15 protein-coding genes are annotated in these 16,313 nt (G+C 68.5%); 3 read left to right on the top strand and 12 right to left on the bottom strand.

What is annotated here, in order from left to right:
* The first annotated feature begins 59 nt into the window (after nucleotides 1-59).
* The gene (locus tag AC1RRW_RS09945) at nucleotides 60-956 is read left to right on the top strand and encodes an ATP-binding protein (protein ID WP_492900568.1); all 897 of its coding nucleotides are present in this window, start codon (nucleotides 60-62) and stop codon (nucleotides 954-956) included.
* A 146-nt stretch (nucleotides 957-1,102) separates the two neighbouring features.
* Here AC1RRW_RS09945 and AC1RRW_RS09940 read toward each other — a convergent pair whose 3' ends face one another.
* The 12 genes from AC1RRW_RS09940 to pstS form a co-directional block, all read right to left on the bottom strand.
* Complete coding sequence (locus AC1RRW_RS09940; protein ID WP_492900634.1) at nucleotides 1,103-2,062, bottom strand: ABC transporter ATP-binding protein; 960 nt, start codon at nucleotides 2,060-2,062, stop codon at nucleotides 1,103-1,105.
* A 17-nt stretch (nucleotides 2,063-2,079) separates the two neighbouring features.
* Nucleotides 2,080-3,108 (bottom strand): ABC transporter ATP-binding protein, encoded by a 1,029-nt coding sequence (locus AC1RRW_RS09935; protein WP_492900567.1) that lies wholly within the window; start codon nucleotides 3,106-3,108, stop codon nucleotides 2,080-2,082.
* A 2-nt stretch (nucleotides 3,109-3,110) separates the two neighbouring features.
* Nucleotides 3,111-4,007, bottom strand: a complete 897-nt coding sequence (locus AC1RRW_RS09930) for an ABC transporter permease (RefSeq protein ID WP_492900566.1) — start codon at nucleotides 4,005-4,007, stop codon at nucleotides 3,111-3,113.
* 1 nt (nucleotide 4,008) lies between these two features.
* Nucleotides 4,009-4,962, bottom strand: coding sequence for an ABC transporter permease (locus AC1RRW_RS09925; RefSeq protein ID WP_492900565.1), 954 nt, complete (start codon nucleotides 4,960-4,962; stop codon nucleotides 4,009-4,011).
* Nucleotides 4,963-5,079: 117 nt separating this feature from the next.
* Nucleotides 5,080-6,678: an ABC transporter substrate-binding protein gene (locus AC1RRW_RS09920; RefSeq protein ID WP_492900564.1), complete on the bottom strand. Its 1,599-nt coding sequence runs from the start codon at nucleotides 6,676-6,678 to the stop codon at nucleotides 5,080-5,082.
* Nucleotides 6,679-6,883: 205 nt separating this feature from the next.
* Nucleotides 6,884-8,536, bottom strand: coding sequence for an ABC transporter substrate-binding protein (locus tag AC1RRW_RS09915; protein WP_492900563.1), 1,653 nt, complete (start codon nucleotides 8,534-8,536; stop codon nucleotides 6,884-6,886).
* 253 nt (nucleotides 8,537-8,789) lie between these two features.
* Nucleotides 8,790-9,494, bottom strand: coding sequence for a phosphate regulon transcriptional regulator PhoB (gene phoB, locus AC1RRW_RS09910; protein ID WP_492900562.1), 705 nt, complete (start codon nucleotides 9,492-9,494; stop codon nucleotides 8,790-8,792).
* A gap of 31 nt (nucleotides 9,495-9,525) precedes the next feature.
* Entirely contained in the window at nucleotides 9,526-10,245 is a 720-nt protein-coding gene (phoU, locus tag AC1RRW_RS09905) for a phosphate signaling complex protein PhoU (RefSeq protein WP_492900561.1), read from the bottom strand.
* 59 nt (nucleotides 10,246-10,304) lie between these two features.
* Nucleotides 10,305-11,105 (bottom strand): phosphate ABC transporter ATP-binding protein PstB, encoded by an 801-nt coding sequence (gene pstB, locus AC1RRW_RS09900; protein WP_492900560.1) that lies wholly within the window; start codon nucleotides 11,103-11,105, stop codon nucleotides 10,305-10,307.
* A 60-nt stretch (nucleotides 11,106-11,165) separates the two neighbouring features.
* On the bottom strand, nucleotides 11,166-12,056 hold the full coding sequence (pstA, locus tag AC1RRW_RS09895) for a phosphate ABC transporter permease PstA (RefSeq protein ID WP_492900559.1): 891 nt from the start codon (nucleotides 12,054-12,056) through the stop codon (nucleotides 11,166-11,168).
* 11 nt (nucleotides 12,057-12,067) lie between these two features.
* A complete protein-coding gene (gene pstC / locus AC1RRW_RS09890) occupies nucleotides 12,068-13,039 on the bottom strand; it encodes a phosphate ABC transporter permease subunit PstC (RefSeq protein ID WP_492900558.1) in 972 nt (323 codons plus the stop codon).
* A 198-nt stretch (nucleotides 13,040-13,237) separates the two neighbouring features.
* Nucleotides 13,238-14,263 (bottom strand): phosphate ABC transporter substrate-binding protein PstS, encoded by a 1,026-nt coding sequence (pstS, locus tag AC1RRW_RS09885; RefSeq protein WP_492900557.1) that lies wholly within the window; start codon nucleotides 14,261-14,263, stop codon nucleotides 13,238-13,240.
* Nucleotides 14,264-14,716: 453 nt separating this feature from the next.
* On the opposite strand from pstS, the gene AC1RRW_RS09880 reads away from it, so the two are divergent.
* The gene (locus AC1RRW_RS09880; RefSeq protein ID WP_492900555.1) at nucleotides 14,717-15,118 is read left to right on the top strand and encodes a c-type cytochrome; all 402 of its coding nucleotides are present in this window, start codon (nucleotides 14,717-14,719) and stop codon (nucleotides 15,116-15,118) included.
* Nucleotides 15,119-15,450: 332 nt separating this feature from the next.
* Nucleotides 15,451-16,299: an energy transducer TonB family protein gene (locus tag AC1RRW_RS09875; RefSeq protein WP_492900554.1), complete on the top strand. Its 849-nt coding sequence runs from the start codon at nucleotides 15,451-15,453 to the stop codon at nucleotides 16,297-16,299.
* Nucleotides 16,300-16,313: the final 14 nt, after the last annotated feature.

The raw sequence follows: 16,313 nt of genomic DNA, 5'->3' as shown, positions 1-16,313 counted from the left end.
TGGACCGCCGCCGCCGCATCACCTATGAGCTTGGCGGCATTCGCGCAATGGCATTCACGATGACGACCGCACCGACCGACGATTTGACCCTGCAAACGCTGCTGCGGATCGCCTCGGCGCTGGAGCGGCTCGCGCCGCCGGCGCGGAAGGCCGCCGACCTCACCGTCGCCGACGCCTTCGTCTGGCATCCTACGGGTGCGGAGCTCGCGCCCGTCGCGAAGGTCAACCGCGTCGCGCTCTCGCTGCTGCGCGGCGTCGACCGGGTCCGCGACACGCTGGCCGAGAACACCGAGCGCTTCGCACGCGGGCTGCCAGCCAACAACGTGCTGCTATGGGGCGCGCGCGGCATGGGCAAGTCCTCGCTGGTCAAGGCGGTCCATGCCGACACGAACACGCGGCTCGCCGGTCGGAACTCGGGTTCAGGGATTCGGCCGCTGAAGCTGATCGAGATCCACCGCGAGGACATCGAGGGGCTGCCTGCCCTGATGGGGCTGCTGCGACCCGACCCGCACCGCGCCATCGTGTTCTGCGACGACCTCTCCTTCGACGGGCAGGACACCTCCTACAAGTCGCTGAAGGCGGCTCTCGACGGCGGCGTCGAGGGCCGGCCCGACAATGTCGTGTTCTACGCGACCTCGAACCGCCGCCATCTCCTGCCGCGCGAGATGATGGAGAACGAGCGCTCGACCGCGATCAATCCGGGCGAGGCGGTCGAGGAAAAAGTCTCGCTATCGGACCGTTTCGGACTCTGGCTCGGCTTCCACAAATGCAGCCAGGACGAATATCTCGCGATGATCGACGGCTATGTCGGCCATTTCGGGTTAGGCGTCGCGCCGGACGAATTGCGGCGCGAGGCGCTGGAATGGGCGACGACGCGCGGCTCGCGCTCGGGCCGCACGGCGTGGCAGTACATCCAGGATCTGGCCGGGCGACTGGGCGCGCGACTGGAGGGGTGAATCCGGCCGTTCCTTCCAGCGCCGTCCCTGGCGCGGCGAAGCGAAGAGCCAGGACCCATTCCGGACCGGTTCAGGAATGGATACCGGATCGGCGCGGCTTCGCCGCCTGTCCGGGACGACACAGAGGGTTGCAGGCAGACGGGCGCTCACGCCGCCGCCAGCGCCTGCTCCGCCAGTATGCAGCGCACCACCCTGCCCTCGCCGCGTTCGACGACCGGCGGAAGCGCGGCGCGGCAGCGCTCCCGGACATGCTTGCAGCGCGGCGCGAAGGAGCAGGAATCGGGGACGGAGTCGAGCGCCGGCGGCGCGCCTGGGATCGCCTCCAGCCGCTCGCCCTTCTTCGCCCCATGCAGGTTCGCGGCGAGCAGACCGCGCGTATAGGGGTGCCGCGGGTCGCGCAGCAGTTCGCGCACCGTGCCGGTCTCGACGATCTGGCCGGCATACATCACCGCGAGCCGGTCCGAGACCTCGACGGCGACGCCGATGTCGTGGGTGACGAAGAGCATGCCCATGCCCATGTCGCGCTGGAGCTGGCGCAGCAGCAGCAGGATCTGGATCTGCACGGTGGCGTCGAGCGCCGTCGTCGGCTCGTCGGCGAGCAGGAGCTTCGGCCCGGCGGCGAGCGCGAGCGCGATCATGGCGCGCTGGCGCATGCCGCCCGACATCTCGTGCGGATAGGCCTTCAGCCGCCGCTCCGGAGAGGGGATGCGCACGAGTTCGAGCAGCTCGAGCGCGCGCGCCATCGCCGCCTTGCGCCCGACCTTGGCGTGGCGGGTGATCGCCTCGGCGATCTGCTCGCCGACCGTATAGACCGGGTCGAGCGCCAGCGCCGGGTCCTGGAAGATCATCGAGGTCACGCCGCCGCGATAATCGGCGAGCTCGCGCGGGCTCAGCGCCAGCACGTCGCGGCCGTCGACCCGGACGCTGCCGCCGATATCGGTGCGGCTTTCCGGCAGCAGCCGCAGCAGCGTCTTCAGCGTCACGCTCTTGCCGGAACCGGATTCGCCGAGGATGCCGAGCACCTTGCCGGCCTCCAGCGTCAGCGAGACGCCGTTGACCGCATGGACAGTCTGGGCGCCGCGAAAGCGCACGGTGACGTTCTCCATCCTGACGAGCGGGGCGGTCACGCGGCTTCCTCCAGCTTGGGCGCGCGGCTGTGGCCGGAGCCGGCGACCTGCATGTGGCAGGCGGCCAGCCGCATGCCCGTCCCCGTCGACACCAGCGCCGGTTTGACCCTGGCGCAGACGGTCTGGGCGTGGGAGCAGCGCGGATGGAAGCGGCAGCCGTCCGGCGGGTTGATCGGGTTGGGCGGATCGCCGGCGAGCGGGGCCTCCATCGTCCGGTTGTCGGGGTCCATCGACGGCATCGCCGAGAGCAGCGCGCAGGTGTAGGGGTGGCGCGGGTCGTCGTAGAGCTCGTCGACCGGGCCGATCTCGACCACCTCGCCGAGATACATCACCATGACGCGGTCGCTGATGAAGCGGACGACATTGAGGTCGTGCGAGATGAAGATGTAGGTCAGACCGAACTCCTCGCGCAGATCGGCGAGGAGGTTCAGCACCTGCGCCTCGACCGACTTGTCGAGCGCCGAGACCGCCTCGTCGAGGATGACGAGGCGGGGCCCGAGCGCGAGCGCGCGCGCGATGTTGACGCGCTGGCGCTGGCCGCCGGAGAGCTCGTGCGGATAGCGCGCGGCGAAGCGGGCCGGATCGAGCCCGACCTTGGTCAGGAGCTCGCGCGCCTTCAGGATCGCGGCCCGCTTCGAGACGCCGTGCACGGTCGGCCCGAACGCGATCGAATCCTCGATCGTCAGGCGCGGGTTGAGCGAGGCGTAGGAGTCCTGGAAGACCATCTGCGCCTGGCGACGATACTGCTTCAGGGTCAGCGCCGAGCCGCCGACGATCTCGCCGTCGAACAGCAACTCGCCCTTGTCCTGCGGGATCAGCTGCATGACGACGCGGGCCGTGGTCGACTTGCCGCAGCCGGATTCGCCGACGACGCCGAGCGTCTCGCCTTTCAGAACGGCGAAATCGACGCCGTCGACCGCGCGCACCACGGCGCCGCCGCCGAGCGGGAAATGCTTCGTCAAGGTCCGGGCTTCGAGCAGGGGCGTGCCCGCGCCGCCGCGATCGGGGTTCAAGTCGAGCGCCATCGTCAGCCCTTCACATCCATCGCCGAGCGCAGGCCGTCGGAAAGCAGGTTGAACGAGATCGAGGTGATGAAGATCGCCGCGCCCGGCAGCGCCGCGACCCAGGGCTGGACATAGATCGCCGTGCGCAGCGTGTTCAGCATCAGGCCCCATTCCGGCGTCGGCGGCTTGGTGCCGAGGCCGAGGAACGACAGGCCCGAGGCCAGGATCATCGAGACCGAGATCAGGCTCGTCGCATAGACGAAGATCGGGCCGAGCACGTTGCCCAGCACATGGACCCGGATGATGGTCAGCGCATTCGCCCCGCTGGCGCGGGCCGCCTCGACATAGTCCATGTTGCGGACCTGCGTGGTGACGCTCTCGGCGATGCGCGCGATCGGCGGGATGAAGACGATCGTCAGCGAGAGCAGCGAGTTGGTGATGCCGGCTCCCAGCGCGCCCGAAAGCGCGATCGCCAGCAGCACCGAGGGAAAGGCGTAGAACACGTCGACCGTGCGCATGGCGATGGTGTTGAAGGCGCCGCCGAAGAAGCCGGCGGAGACGCCGATCAGCGAGCCGAGGGCGAAGGCGACGAAGACCGGCGCCACGCCCATGAAGAGCGAGAGCCGCGCCCCGTGGATCAGCCGCGAGAGCATGTCGCGGCCGAGCTCGTCGGCGCCGAGCGGATAGCCCGGCGTACCGATGGGCCTGAGCCGCCGCAACATGGAGGAGCGGGTCGGGTCGGCCGGGGCGATGTAGTCGGCGAAGACCGCCATCAGGATGATCGCCAGCACGACGAGGCCGGCAGCGACCGCGACCTTGTCGTATTTGAAGCGCCGCCAGACGCCGGCCCAGTAGCCGGGCGACTTCGCCAGCGGCGGAACGGCGGCGGTGATGGCGGCGTTGCCGGAGATCGCGCTCATCTCAGCGCCTCCTGACGCGCGGGTCGAGCAGGCCCTGGACGATGTCGACCAGCACGTTCAGCGTAACGAAGAACAGCGCCAGCACCAGGATCGTGCCCTGCAGCAGGGGCAGGTCGCGCTGGAAGATGGCGTTGCCGAGCAGGAAGCCGGTGCCCGGCCAGGAGAACACCGTCTCGATCAGGATCGAGCCGCCGAGCAGATAGCCGAGCTGCAGGCCCATCACGGCGAGCGCGGTCGGGGCCGCGTTCTTGACGACATGCCTGAACACGCCGAAATCCATCAGGCCCTTGGCCCTGAGCGCCGGGACGAATTCCTGGTTGAGGATGTCGGCGACGAGCGCGCGCACGGTGCGCGCGACGATGCCCATCGGGATCACCGACATCGTGATGGCGGGCAGGATCATGTAGCTGACATGCTCCCAGTCCCATTTCCAGGCGGCCGAGCCGCCCGGCCCCGCCCCGCCCGGCGGCAGCCAGCCGAGCTGCACCGAGAAGACGATGACCATCACCATGCCGAGCCAGTAATGCGGCACCGAGACGCCGAGCACCGCCAGCATCGAGGCGAACTTGTCGAGGAAGGAGCCGCGGAAATAGCCGGCGACGAAGCCGAAGAAGGAGCCGAGCAGGAAGCCGATGACGGTGGCGAGCGTGGCGATCAGCAGCGTGTTGCCGACCGCGCGCCAGACCTCGGCCGCGACCGGGCGGCCGGTGGCGATCGAGACGCCGAGGTCGCCCTGCAGCGCCTTCATCAGCCAGAGGCCGAACTGCACCGGCAGCGGCCGGTCGAAGCCGTAGATCCGGCGCAGCTCGTCCTGCATCGCCTGCGAGGCGTCGGGCGGCAGCACCGAGGTCAGCGGATCGCCCGGCGCGATGTGGACCAGCAGGAAGCAGAACAGGCTGACGCCGAGCGCCACCGGCAGGACGTAGAGGATGCGCTTGGCGAGATAGGTCAGCATGGGTTCGCTGCTCCGGTCTGCCGGGCAGCGACCTGTTCCCTTCCCCACCGCAAGCGGGGGGAAGGAGTTCGGACGGCGTCTCGCGGCACGGTTCGGGCCAGCATTCCGATCATTCTCTCACTTCGCCATCGTGATCGGCGAGAAGTCCTGGAACCAGTTCTGCGCCTGGACGAAGCCCTTCACCTTGGCGCTCATCGCGCGCGGGTTGACGTCATGGGTGACCATCAGGAACAGCGCCTCGTCGACATATTTCTCATGGACCTTCTGCAGCACCTTGGTCTGCTCGGCCGAATCGAAGGTCGTCCGAATCTGGTCGAACAGCTTGTCCATCTCCGGGTCGCAATACAGCCCCCAATTCGTCCCCGCCGGCGGCTTCAGATCGCATTGCAGATGCCGGATGAAGCCGGTGAAGGGGTCCTGGATGAAGTAGGTGTAGTTCATCCCCGTCGCCTTGCGCGATGATTCATGGTTCGCGCCGGCGCGCCAGATGTTGATCAGCGTGTTCCACTCGACGACCTCGAAATCGATCTTGATCCCGACCTCGGCGAGGTTCTGCTGGACGAACTCGTTCATCGGCAAGGGCTGCATCTGGCCGGAGCCCGACGGCGCGATCAGGATTTTGGCCGTGACGGGCCTGGCGGGCGAATAGCCGGCCTCGGCGAGGAGCCTCCTGGCCTCGGCCCGGTCGAGCCCGAGCTTGAACTTCGGGTTGCCGAACCACTGGTGGCCGGGGGGATAGAACCCCTGCGCGGGAATCATCAGGCCGCCGAGCAGCTCCTTCAGCCCCTCGCGGTCGACGGCGAGATTGGCGGCCTTGCGCACCCTGATGTCGTTCCAGGGCGAGCCCTCGGCGCGCGAGAGATGCCAGGTCCAGTTATGCGGATAGGCGTTGGTGACGACCTGGAAGCCGGCGCTCTTCAGCGAAGGGATGAGGTCGGGCGACGGCGCCTCGATCCAGTCGACCTGACCGGCGCGCAGCGCGGCGGCGCGCGCGTTCGGCTCGGGCAGCGGCAGCAGCACGAGCTTGTCGAGCTTGGGCACGCGGGCCTTGTCCCAGTAGTCGGCGTTGGGCGAAAGCTCGGCGCGCTCGCGCGGCTGGAAGGCGGTGAGCTTCCACGGGCCGGTGCCCGACGGCGTCCTGGCGACGGCCTCCCAGCTCCTGCCGAGCTTCTCCCAGTTCGCCGGCGAGGACATCAGGATCCAGGCGAGCTGATAGGGCAGCGTCGCGTCGGGCGTCTTCGTCGTGATCTCGACCTTGTACCTGTCGATGACCTTGTAGGAGCCGACCGCCGGGATGCGCGAGCGCCCCTGCGCCGCCTGGCGCTGGTCGAACTGGGGGCTGTCGGTTTTCAGGAGCTTGTCGAGGTTCCAGACGACGGCCTCGGCGGTGAATTCCGAGCCGTCATGGAATTTCACGCCCTCGCGCAGGGTGAACGTCCATTTCGTCTTGTCCGCGGCGTCGACCGCCCAGGCGGCGGCGAGGCCTGGAACCAGTTCCGACGGCTTGTCCGCCTTCGACAAGTCCCAATTGATCAGCGCGTCGTAGACCGTGTAGCCCATGAAGCGCTGGCCCTCGCCGCCCTGGTCGGTCTGGCCGGTGGTCAGCGGGATATCGCTCGCGGTCATCCCGATGCGCAGCGTGCCCTGGGCCTGCGCCGGCGCGGCGAGAAGCGACACGCCGGCCGCGAGAGTAATGGCAAGGACGCTGCGGATCATCGGCGGTCTCCGGGCTGGACGGGTTCCAGCCTGCGCAGCAAGGGACGTGCCAGTCGGGCCGCCGCCAACCGCACCTCCTCCGTCATGGTCGGCCTCGTGCCGGCCGTCCACGTCTTCGCGCTTCGAGCCCTACGCCAAAGACGTGGATTCCCGCCACAAGGGCGAGCATGACGGTCGTGGTTCAGGCGTTAACGCCTCGGGCGTCTCATTCCATCGACATCGGCGCGAGGTCGATGAACCAGCTCTTCGGCTGGACCACGCCCTTGACCCGGGCGCTCATCGCGCGCGGGCCGACGTCATGGGCGACCCAGACGAACGGCGCCTCCTCGACGATGCGGGCATGGAGCTTGGCCAGCGCCGCGTCGCGGGCCGGGCCCTCGAAGGAGGTGCGCGCGTCGGCGATCAGCCTGTCGAACTCCTCATTGCCGAAATAGCCCCAGTTGTTCGACACCGGGGGGAACGTCTTGGTCGAGGCGAACCGCACCATGGCGAAGAACGGGTCCATCGCCGCGAAGGTGACGTTGGTGGCGTTGGCGCCCCGCGCGTTCGGGCTCTTGGCGCCCTCGCGCCAGTTGGTGAAGACGGCGTTCCATTCGCCGACCTCGAGCGCGACGTCGAAGAAGCACTCCTTCAGCGCCTGCTGCATGAACTCGTTCATCGGCAAAGGCTGCATCTGGCCCGAGCCCGAGGCCGAGGTCAGCACCTTGACCTTCGCCGGCCTGGAGGCCGAGAAGCCGGCCTCCGTCATCAGCTTCCTGGCGGCGGCGAGGTCGTATCTGATGTCGAAGGACGGGTTTCCCCACCAGGGATGGCCCGGAGGCACGGTGCCCTTCGGGATCTCCATCAGCCCGCCGAGCAGGGTCTTCAGCTCCTCGCGATTGACGCAGAGATTGGCGGCATGCCGGACCTTCCTGTCGAGCCAGACCGAGCCCTCGGCGAAGGAGAGCTGCCAGGGCCAGACATGTGGCTGGGCGTTGGTGTAGACGGTGAAGCCGCGCTGCCTGATCTGCGGCACGGCGTCCGGCGAGGGCGACTCGATCCAGTCGACCTGGCCCGAGAGCAGCGCCGCTGTGCGGGCGTTGGCCTCGGGAAGCGGCAGCAGCACGACGCGGTCGATTTTCGGCACGCGCGCCGGGTCCCAATAGGCCTTGTTGGCGACCATCTCGAAGCGCTCGCGCGGCACGAGGCGCACGCCTTTGAACGGGCCGGTGCCGGAGGGATCGCCCGAGAAGGCGGTCCAGGCCTGCCTGGCGCGCTCGGCCGGATCGGTCACCGAGGCCGGCACGGCCGCGAGCTTGGCCGCCCAATGCGCCGGCGAGGCCATGAACAGATTGGTCAGGTTGATCGGCAGAAAGGCGTCGGGCTCCGAGGTCGTGAGCTCGACCGTCAGCGGATCGACCGCCCTGGCCGATTTCAGCGTCGGCATGCGCGAGACGGTGACGCCGATCTGGTCGGGGGCGAACTGCGCCGCCTCCTTGTTCAGCACCTTGTCGACGTTCCAGACCACGGCCGCCGCATCGAAGGCCGAACCGTCCTGGAATTTCACGCCCGGACGCAGTTTGAAGGTCCATTTCGTCTTGTCGGTCGCGTCGACCGCCCATTCGGTGGCGAGGCCGGGAATGACGACGCTCGCCTTTTCGGCCGAGGACAGGTCCCAGTGGGTGAGCGCGTCATACATCGGGATTCCGGTGAAGCGGTTGCCCTCGAAGCCCTGGTCGGGCTGGCCGTGGGTGCGCGGGATGTCGGCGGCCGTCATGCCGATGCGCAGCACCTTTTCCTGGGCGGCGGCGCCTGTCGCCAACGCGGTCGAGAGGCCGAGCGCCAGGATGGCTGAGCGCAGAATGGTCGATGATGGCACGGTCGTTCTCCCCTGGGTTGACCCGGCGCGGGCGTATCGGGCTTAGCAACCCGTATGCCAGCGGATCCGACCACGCCGGACGCGGCGGCACGGCCGCCGAGCGGCGTCTGCGCCGGACGGGAGTTGACGGCAGGTGATCGCCGTTGCCGAAGAAACAGGCAATTGCGGCGAACTCGCCCAATCCGGCGTCGCGGATGTGGCTGCCTCGGCTCGCGGGAGCGCGGCTGGGCGAGCTCGCGACGGCGGCCGGAGGCTACCGCGACGCGCTGGCGAAATTCTCGTCGAAGGAATAGCCCGCGCCGCGCACGGTGCGCAGCGGGTCCCTGGCGTTGTCGGGCGTGATCGCCTTGCGCAGGCGCCCGACATGGACGTCGACGGTGCGCTCGTCGATATAGACGTCGCGGCCCCAGACGGCGTCGAGAAGCTGCGCGCGCGAATAGACCCGGCCCGGCGCCTGCATCAGGAATTCGAGCAGGCGGAATTCGGTGGGACCGAGATGCAGCTCCGCCCCGGAGCGGCGCACGCGCCGCGTCGTGCGGTCGAGCTCGAGGTCGCCGGCCGCGAGCAGGCCCGCGACATGGCCGGGCTTGGCGCGGCGCAGCAGCGCCTGGATGCGGGCGATCAGCTCCGGCAGCGAGAACGGCTTGACGACGTAGTCGTCGGCCCCTGTGGCGAGCCCCCTCACCCGCTCGGTCTCCTCGCCGCGCGCGGTCAGCATGATGATCGGCACGCGCTCGGTGTCGCGCCGGGCGCGCAGGCGGCGGCAGAGCTCGATGCCAGACAGGCCGGGCAGCATCCAGTCGAGCAGGACGAGATCGGGCGTGTTGTCGCGCAGATGGAGCTCGGCGTCGTCGCCGCGCGCGACGCTGTCGACCTCGAAGCCCTCGGCCTCGAGGTTGTAGCGCAGGAGCAGCGTCAGCGGCTCCTCGTCCTCGACGATCAGGATGCGTGCGGGCATGTCTCGTTCGTTCCCTGCGAAGCCGGCGCGTTCAGGAGCGCGCCACCGCCTCGACGCTGATGTCGGTCGTGTCGAGCTTGGGCCGGTTGATGTCGAGCGTGCCGCCGGTGACGAGGTAGTGGATCGTCTCGGCGATGTTGGTGGTGTGGTCGCCGATGCGCTCGACGTTCTTGGCGCAGAACAGCAGATGCGTGCAGAAGGTGATGTTGCGCGGATCTTCCATCATGTAAGTCAGCAATTCGCGGAAGAGCGAGGTGTATAGCGCGTCGATCTCGCCGTCGCGGCGCCAGACCTCCATCGCCTTGTTCTCGTTGCCGGACGCGTAGGCGTCGAGCACGTCCTTGAGCTGGGCCTGGACGAGCCGGCTCATATGTTCGAGCCCGACCACGGCGCGGTGCGGCGGCTGGAACTGGCCCGAGATCGCGACCGCGCGCTTGGCGATGTTCTTGGCGAGGTCGCCGACGCGCTCGATGTCGGACGCGATGCGGATCGCCGAGATCAGCTCGCGCAGGTCGTTGGCGAGCGGCTGCCGGCGCGCGATCGTCAGCACGGCGCGCTCCTCGACGTCGCGCTGCAGATTGTCGAGGCGCTGGTCGGCCGAGATCACCTTCTGGGCGAGCGCGGTGTCGCGGCGCACCAGGGCCACGGTCGAGTCGCCGAGCATGCGCTCGGACATGCCGCCCATCTCGGCGAGGCTGCGGCGCAGCGCCTCAAGTTCGGCGTCGTAGGAGCGGACGATGTGGTCGGTCATCGCGGCGGTGTCCTTTGGAGCGGATGCGGCGTCACGGCGTTTGAGCAGGGCTGGGAATTTCAGCCGAAGCGGCCGGTGACGTAGTCCTGCGTCTGCTTCTTGTGCGGGTTCATGAAGATCGTGTTGGTCGGGGCGAACTCGATCACCTCGCCGAGATACATGAAGGCGGTGTACTGCGAGATGCGCGCCGCCTGCTGCATGTTGTGCGTCACGATGACGATGGTGAAGTCGGTCTTGAGCTGTTCCAGCAGGTCTTCGATCTTGCCGGTCGAGATCGGGTCCAGCGCCGAGGTCGGCTCGTCGAACAGGATGACCTCGGGCTTCTGCGCGATGGTGCGCGCGATGCACAGCCGCTGCTGCTGACCGCCCGACAGGCCCATGCCGGAGGATTTCAGCTTGTCCCCGACCTCGTCCCACAGCGCGGCGCGGCGCAGCGCGCCCTCGACGCGGTCGTCGAGCTCGGATTTCGGCGGCTTCTCGTAGAGGCGGATGCCGAAGGCGACGTTGTCGTAGATCGACATCGGGAACGGCGTCGGCTTCTGGAAGACCATGCCGATGCGCGAGCGCAGTTCGTTGACGTCGATGTCGTCGGAGATGACGTTGCGGCCGTCGAGCATTACCTCGCCGGTGGCGCGCTGCTCGGGATAGAGCGAATAGATCCGGTTGAAGATGCGCAGCAGGGTCGACTTGCCGCAGCCCGACGGGCCAATCAGCGCCGTGACGTGGCGGTCGCGGAAGTCGAGATCCACCGCCTTGAGCGCGCGGTGCTCGCCATAATAGAAGTCGAGGTTCTTGACCGCGATCCGGACGGGGGCGTCCGCATCGAGCGAGCGAGGGCTGAGTTCCAGGGTCGAAAGCATCGACGGGTTCCTTCGGGAAACGGACGCGACGGTTATGGCCTGCGGACGGTCGCTTGTCCGTCACTTGCCGCCGCGCACGATGCGGCGGGCGATCAGCGACAGGATCAGGATCGACATGGTGATGATCAGCGAACCGGCCCAGGCGAGTTGCTGCCAGTTCTCGTAAGGGGCGGAGGCGAACTGGTAGATCGTCACCGGCAGGTTGGAGACGCCGCCCCTGAGCGTCGGCGAGAACCAGAAATTGTTGTTCAGCGCGGTGAAGATCAGCGGCGCGGTCTCGCCGGCGATGCGGGCCAGCGCCAGCAGGATGCCGGTGACCATGCCGGACTTGGCCGCCCGCCAGGTGATGGAAGTAATGACGACCGAGGGCGGCGCGCCGAGCGCGGAGCCGGCCTCGCGCAGCGGGCCCGGCACCAGGCGCAGCATGTCCTCGGTGGTGCGCACGATCACCGGGATCGCGATGATGCCGAGCGCGACGCCGCCGGCCCAGCCGGAATAGCCGCCGAGCGGCTCGACCATGATGACGTAGACGAACAGGCCGATCAGGATCGACGGGGCCGAGAGCAGGATGTCGTTGATGAAGCGGATCAGGTCGGCGAGCTTCGAGCCCTTGCCGTATTCGGCGAGCCAGGTGCCGGCGAGCACGCCGATCGGCGTCGCCACGACGATTCCGAGGAAGGTCAGCACGATCGAGCCGACGATTGCGTTGGCGAGGCCGCCGCCCTCCGAGCCTGGGCCCGGCGTGATCTGGGTGAAGGTGGCAGTGGAGAGCCCGCCGATCCCTTTCACGACCAGCATGCCGAGTATCCAGAACAGCACGAAGACCGCGATCACCGTGAAGGCGGTCGCGGTCACCCGCATCGCCTTGTCGGCGGTGCGGCGCGACTGGCGCACGCGGCCCCACTCCGCGTGAGGGAGCGTGCGGACGGTGGGGGGCGTCGTCGTGCTCATGGCGGGCTCGCTCAGTAGGCCTTGACGCGCGACACCAGCATGCGCGCGACGACGAGGACGACGAAGGTGACGAAGAACAGGATGCAGCCCAGCGCGATCAACGCGTTGAGCTGCAGCCCCAGAGCCTCGTTGAACTCGTTGGCGATGCGCGAGGCGATGGTCGAGCCCGGGTCCATGACCGAGGCCGACAGCCGGTTGGCGTTGCCGACGACGAAGGTCACCGCCATGGTCTCGCCGAGCGCGCGGCCGAGCCCCAGCATGATCGCGCCGATGATCGAGACGCCGGCCTGCGGCACCAGCACGTGGCGCACCACCTCCCAGGTCGTCGCCCCGATGCCATAGGCGCTCTCGCGCAGCACGGAGGGGATCTGGTCGAGCATGTCGCGCGTGATCGAGGCGATGAAGGGGATGATCATGAAGGCGAGGATGATGCCGGCCGTCAGGATGCCGAGCCCCGAGGGCGAGCGCGAGTAGAGCACCGTGCCGACGATCGGCATGCCCTCGACGATGGTGGAAAGCGGAATCTGCACATAGGCCGCAAAGAGCGGCACGAAGACGAACAGGCCCCACATGCCGTAGATGATCGAGGGCACGGCCGCCAGAAGCTCGATCGCGGTCGAGACAGGCTGCTTCAGCCAGGCCGGCGCGAGCTGCGTCAGGTAGACCGCGATGCCGAGCGAGAGCGGCATGCCGATCAGCAGCGCGATCAGCGCGGTCGAGAGCGTGCCGACGATGGCGGGCCACGCGCCGTACTGGTCGTTCTGGGTGTCCCAGACGCTCGAGGTCAGGAAGCCGACGCCCATCTCGCGGAAGGCCGGCCAGCCGCCGACCACCATCGACAGCATGATGCCGGCGAGCAGGACGAGCACGAACAGGGCCGAAAGGAAGCTGGCGTTGCGGAAGACCAGGTCGAAGCCGCCCTTGGGCGTCCGCCGACGGGGCGCCGCGCCGGGGATGGTCATCTGGTCGGTCACGGCGGTCATCCGCGGAGCTCCGGCAGGCTCCTCTCCCCTTGAGGGTGAGGGTTGGGGTGATGTTCTGCGCCGAGCCAATCACGTCATGCTCGGGCTTGTCCCGAGCATGACGCCTTGACCACGACGATCGACCAGCGAAGACGTGGATGGTCGGCACAAGGCCGACCATGACGGCGGGAGGCGAAACCGCGCCCCACGAACCTCCGATCAGAAGATCGGCTTGCCGGCCGGGTCGGTGACGCCCTTCCAGGCGTTGCGGACCTGATCCTTGACGCCCGCCGGAAGCGGCACGTAGTCGAGCTCGAGCGCCAGCTTGTCGCCGTTCCTGAAGGCCCAGTCGACGAACTTCAGCGCGGCCTGCACCTCTTCCGGCTTCTCCGGCTTGGCGTGGATCAGCAGGAAGGTCGCGGCCGTGATCGGCCAAGCCTGCGCCCCCTTCTGGTTGTTCAGCGAGATGCCGAAGCCGGGCGCCTCGTTCCAGTTGGCGTTGGCGGCGGCGGCCTGGAAGGACTTGTCGTCCGGGGCCGGGTAGTTGCCGTCGGCGTTCTGGATCAGGGCGAAGTTGAGCTTGTTCTGCTTGGCATAGGCGTATTCGACATAGCCGATCGAGTTGGCGACCTGCTTGACCGAGGCCGAGACGCCCTCATTGCCCTTGCCGCCGATGCCGACCGCCCACTGGACCGAGGTGTTGGCGCCGACCTTGGACTTCCAGTCGGCCGAGACCTTCGAGAGATAGTCGGTGAAGACAAAGGTCGTGCCCGATCCGTCCGAGCGATAGACCGGGTTGATGTTGGCGTCGGGCAGGGTCACGCCGGCGTTGAGCGCGGCGATCTTGGGATCGTTCCACTTCTTGACCGTGCCGAGATAGATCTCGGCGATGACCGGGCCGGTGAGCTTGAGCTTGCCGGCCTCGACGCCAGCGACGTTGATCGCGGGCACGACGCCGCCCATCACGGTCGGGAACTGGATCAGGCCGTCCTTGGTCAGGTCCTCGCCCTTGAGCGGGGCATCCGTCGCCCCGAAGGCGACGGTCTTGGCCTTGATCTGGCGGATGCCGCCGCCCGAGCCGATCGACTGGTAGTTGAGACCGACATTGGTCTCCTTCTTGTAGGCCTCGGCCCATTTCGAGTAGATCGGGAAGGGGAAGGTCGCGCCGGCGCCGGTGATGTCGGCGGCCTGGGCCACGCCCGAAAGACCGATGGACGCGGCCGCGAGAATGAGAAGTTTGCGCATGAGGTGTCCTCTCTGGGTCGCAGGTGCTTCAGCGCGTCCTCCAAATACCCTCTGTGTGACAGCGACATGACATATTCGGCGAATTCGAGCGCATGACAAGGCCGTCGCTTGCAGGATCATGGGATAAGCCAGTGAAACCAACGTCTTGATCAGGCGGTCGCGCAAGCGTGCGAGGACGGCTCACCGACCGATATGTCACATTCGGCCAGCCGGGCCCCCTCATGCGCTCTCAGCCGGACGGCATGGACGCGACAGGATCGTCACAAAGCCTCGCGAAGGCGCCGGCTTGACGAGTTGACGGGTTGCCGGTCCCTGACATAGCCACATCCGCATGTCTATATCGGTATCCTGCGGTCTCCGCCCTCTTCTCCGCGACGATTCGCATAACCTCGCCCGGCCGGTCGCGACGCCGGGCGGGCCCTGCTCGATCTGGACCTAGCCGAAAGACGCCGCATGATACGCCCGACCGCCGCCGCCCTGCTGCTGGCAGCCCTCCTGCTGGCAGCCCTGGCCGCCGACCCGACGCAAGCCCAGGACATCGCCGCGGGCGAGCGCTCCTGGAACAAGTGCCGCGCCTGCCACCAGCTCGGCGAATCGGCCAGGAACACGGTCGGCCCGCAGCTCAACGGGCTGTTCGGCCGCGTCTCCGGCACAGTCGGGGGCTACAGCTACTCGACCGCCAACAAGACCGCCGCCATCACCTGGGACGAGGCCGTCTTCGCCGACTACATCAAGGATCCCAAGGCCATTATCCCCGGAACCAAGATGATCTTCGCCGGCATCAGGAACGAGCAGGAGATCAGGGATCTGACCGCCTGGCTCAAGCAGTTCGACAAGGACGGCAAGAAGCAGTGAGGCCGAGGCGCGCCGCCGCCGGCCGTTCCGGCACGACGCGCGAGCGGCGACCCGACCGGGGCCGCCGCCAATCTTAGAATCCGTCTAAAATACTGTGATTGCGCGGCTATTTGCTCTGGGCTATGTCCATGGCGCCGCTGCCGGGCGTCGCGATCGGCCGGATTTTCATCCTGCCGGGCCGGCCTTCACCGCAATGTGAGGGCCCCGTCGCGTCGCGCGGGGCATCGAAAGCGGGATGTCGCCTTGCCGTATGCCCTGACAGCGGATGTCGTCGCGACGAACGCGCCAGCCCCTAGCCGCCCGGGCGCGGCCGACCGCGGGCCCGCGCCGTGATGGCGCCTTCGCCGAACCGGCGCTGGCCCGGCCTGCTGCGCTGGAGCACGGCGGCGCTTGTGGTCGCCGCGGCCCATGGCGGCGCAGTCTGGATCGCCCTGAACTGGCAGCCGGCCCATGCCGAGGCCGCCGCCGGCGCGCCCGAGCCCGCGATCATGATCGAGCTCGCCGCCGTCTCGGTCGCACCGGAAGCACCCGCCGAGACGCTGCCGCCCGCGCCCGAGCCAGTCGCGCCCGAATTGCCCAAAGAGCCGCCGCCCGAGCCCGTGGTCGAGAAGCCGGTCGAGCCGGCGCCGGAGCCCGAGCCGACGCCGGTCCGGATGCCGGAGCCCGAGATCAAGATTCCGGAGCTGCCGGCTATCCCCAACGCGCTGGCCGTGCTCGCGCCGCCGCCCGAAAGACCGAAGCAGGTCGAGAAGCCGGTCGAGCGCAAGCCGCCGCCGAAGCCGCGCGTGGTCGAGCGAAAGCCGGTCGAGAAGCCGCGCCAGAAGGAGGCCGCGGCCCCGCCGCCCGCGCCGGCGCGCGCCGCCGCGCCGAGCCCGGCCGCGAACGGAGCGGCAGCGGAGCCGAGCGTCTCGACCGCGAGCTGGCGCGGCACGCTGATCGCGCATCTCAACCGCTACAAGCGTTTCCCCGGCGGGGCGAACCCCGGCACCGTCCAGGTCGCCTTCGCGATCGACCGGGGCGGCAACGTGCTCTCGGCGCGGCTTGCCGGCTCGTCGGGCGACACCGCGCTCGACCAGGAGGCCGTCGCCATGATCCGGCGCGCCAGCCCGGTGCCGGCCCCGCCGAGCGGGCTCGGCGGCGGCACGATCAGCCTCGCGGTCCCGGTCCGGTTCTCGCGCTGAGGGCGAGGCCGCGC

Source organism: Allobosea sp. GW821-FHT12C12 (assembly GCF_058807355.1).
The sequence above is the reverse complement of the archived record's forward strand: the minus strand, read 5'-3'. Positions and strand labels throughout refer to the sequence as shown.

What these genes read in the sequence shown, in the direction of transcription:
- AC1RRW_RS09945 (WP_492900568.1), top strand. Translation starts at nt 60, where the DNA reads ATGACGACCGCACCGACCGACGATTTGACCCTGCAAACGCTGCTGCGG.
- AC1RRW_RS09940 (WP_492900634.1), bottom strand. Translation starts at nt 2,062, where the DNA reads ATGGAGAACGTCACCGTGCGCTTTCGCGGCGCCCAGACTGTCCATGCG.
- AC1RRW_RS09935 (WP_492900567.1), bottom strand. Translation starts at nt 3,108, where the DNA reads ATGGCGCTCGACTTGAACCCCGATCGCGGCGGCGCGGGCACGCCCCTG.
- AC1RRW_RS09930 (WP_492900566.1), bottom strand. Translation starts at nt 4,007, where the DNA reads ATGAGCGCGATCTCCGGCAACGCCGCCATCACCGCCGCCGTTCCGCCG.
- AC1RRW_RS09925 (WP_492900565.1), bottom strand. Translation starts at nt 4,962, where the DNA reads ATGCTGACCTATCTCGCCAAGCGCATCCTCTACGTCCTGCCGGTGGCG.
- AC1RRW_RS09920 (WP_492900564.1), bottom strand. Translation starts at nt 6,678, where the DNA reads ATGATCCGCAGCGTCCTTGCCATTACTCTCGCGGCCGGCGTGTCGCTT.
- phoB (WP_492900562.1), bottom strand. Translation starts at nt 9,494, where the DNA reads ATGCCCGCACGCATCCTGATCGTCGAGGACGAGGAGCCGCTGACGCTG.
- phoU (WP_492900561.1), bottom strand. Translation starts at nt 10,245, where the DNA reads ATGACCGACCACATCGTCCGCTCCTACGACGCCGAACTTGAGGCGCTG.
- pstB (WP_492900560.1), bottom strand. Translation starts at nt 11,105, where the DNA reads ATGCTTTCGACCCTGGAACTCAGCCCTCGCTCGCTCGATGCGGACGCC.
- pstA (WP_492900559.1), bottom strand. Translation starts at nt 12,056, where the DNA reads ATGAGCACGACGACGCCCCCCACCGTCCGCACGCTCCCTCACGCGGAG.
- pstC (WP_492900558.1), bottom strand. Translation starts at nt 13,039, where the DNA reads ATGACCGCCGTGACCGACCAGATGACCATCCCCGGCGCGGCGCCCCGT.
- pstS (WP_492900557.1), bottom strand. Translation starts at nt 14,263, where the DNA reads ATGCGCAAACTTCTCATTCTCGCGGCCGCGTCCATCGGTCTTTCGGGC.
- AC1RRW_RS09880 (WP_492900555.1), top strand. Translation starts at nt 14,717, where the DNA reads ATGATACGCCCGACCGCCGCCGCCCTGCTGCTGGCAGCCCTCCTGCTG.
- AC1RRW_RS09875 (WP_492900554.1), top strand. Translation starts at nt 15,451, where the DNA reads ATGGCGCCTTCGCCGAACCGGCGCTGGCCCGGCCTGCTGCGCTGGAGC.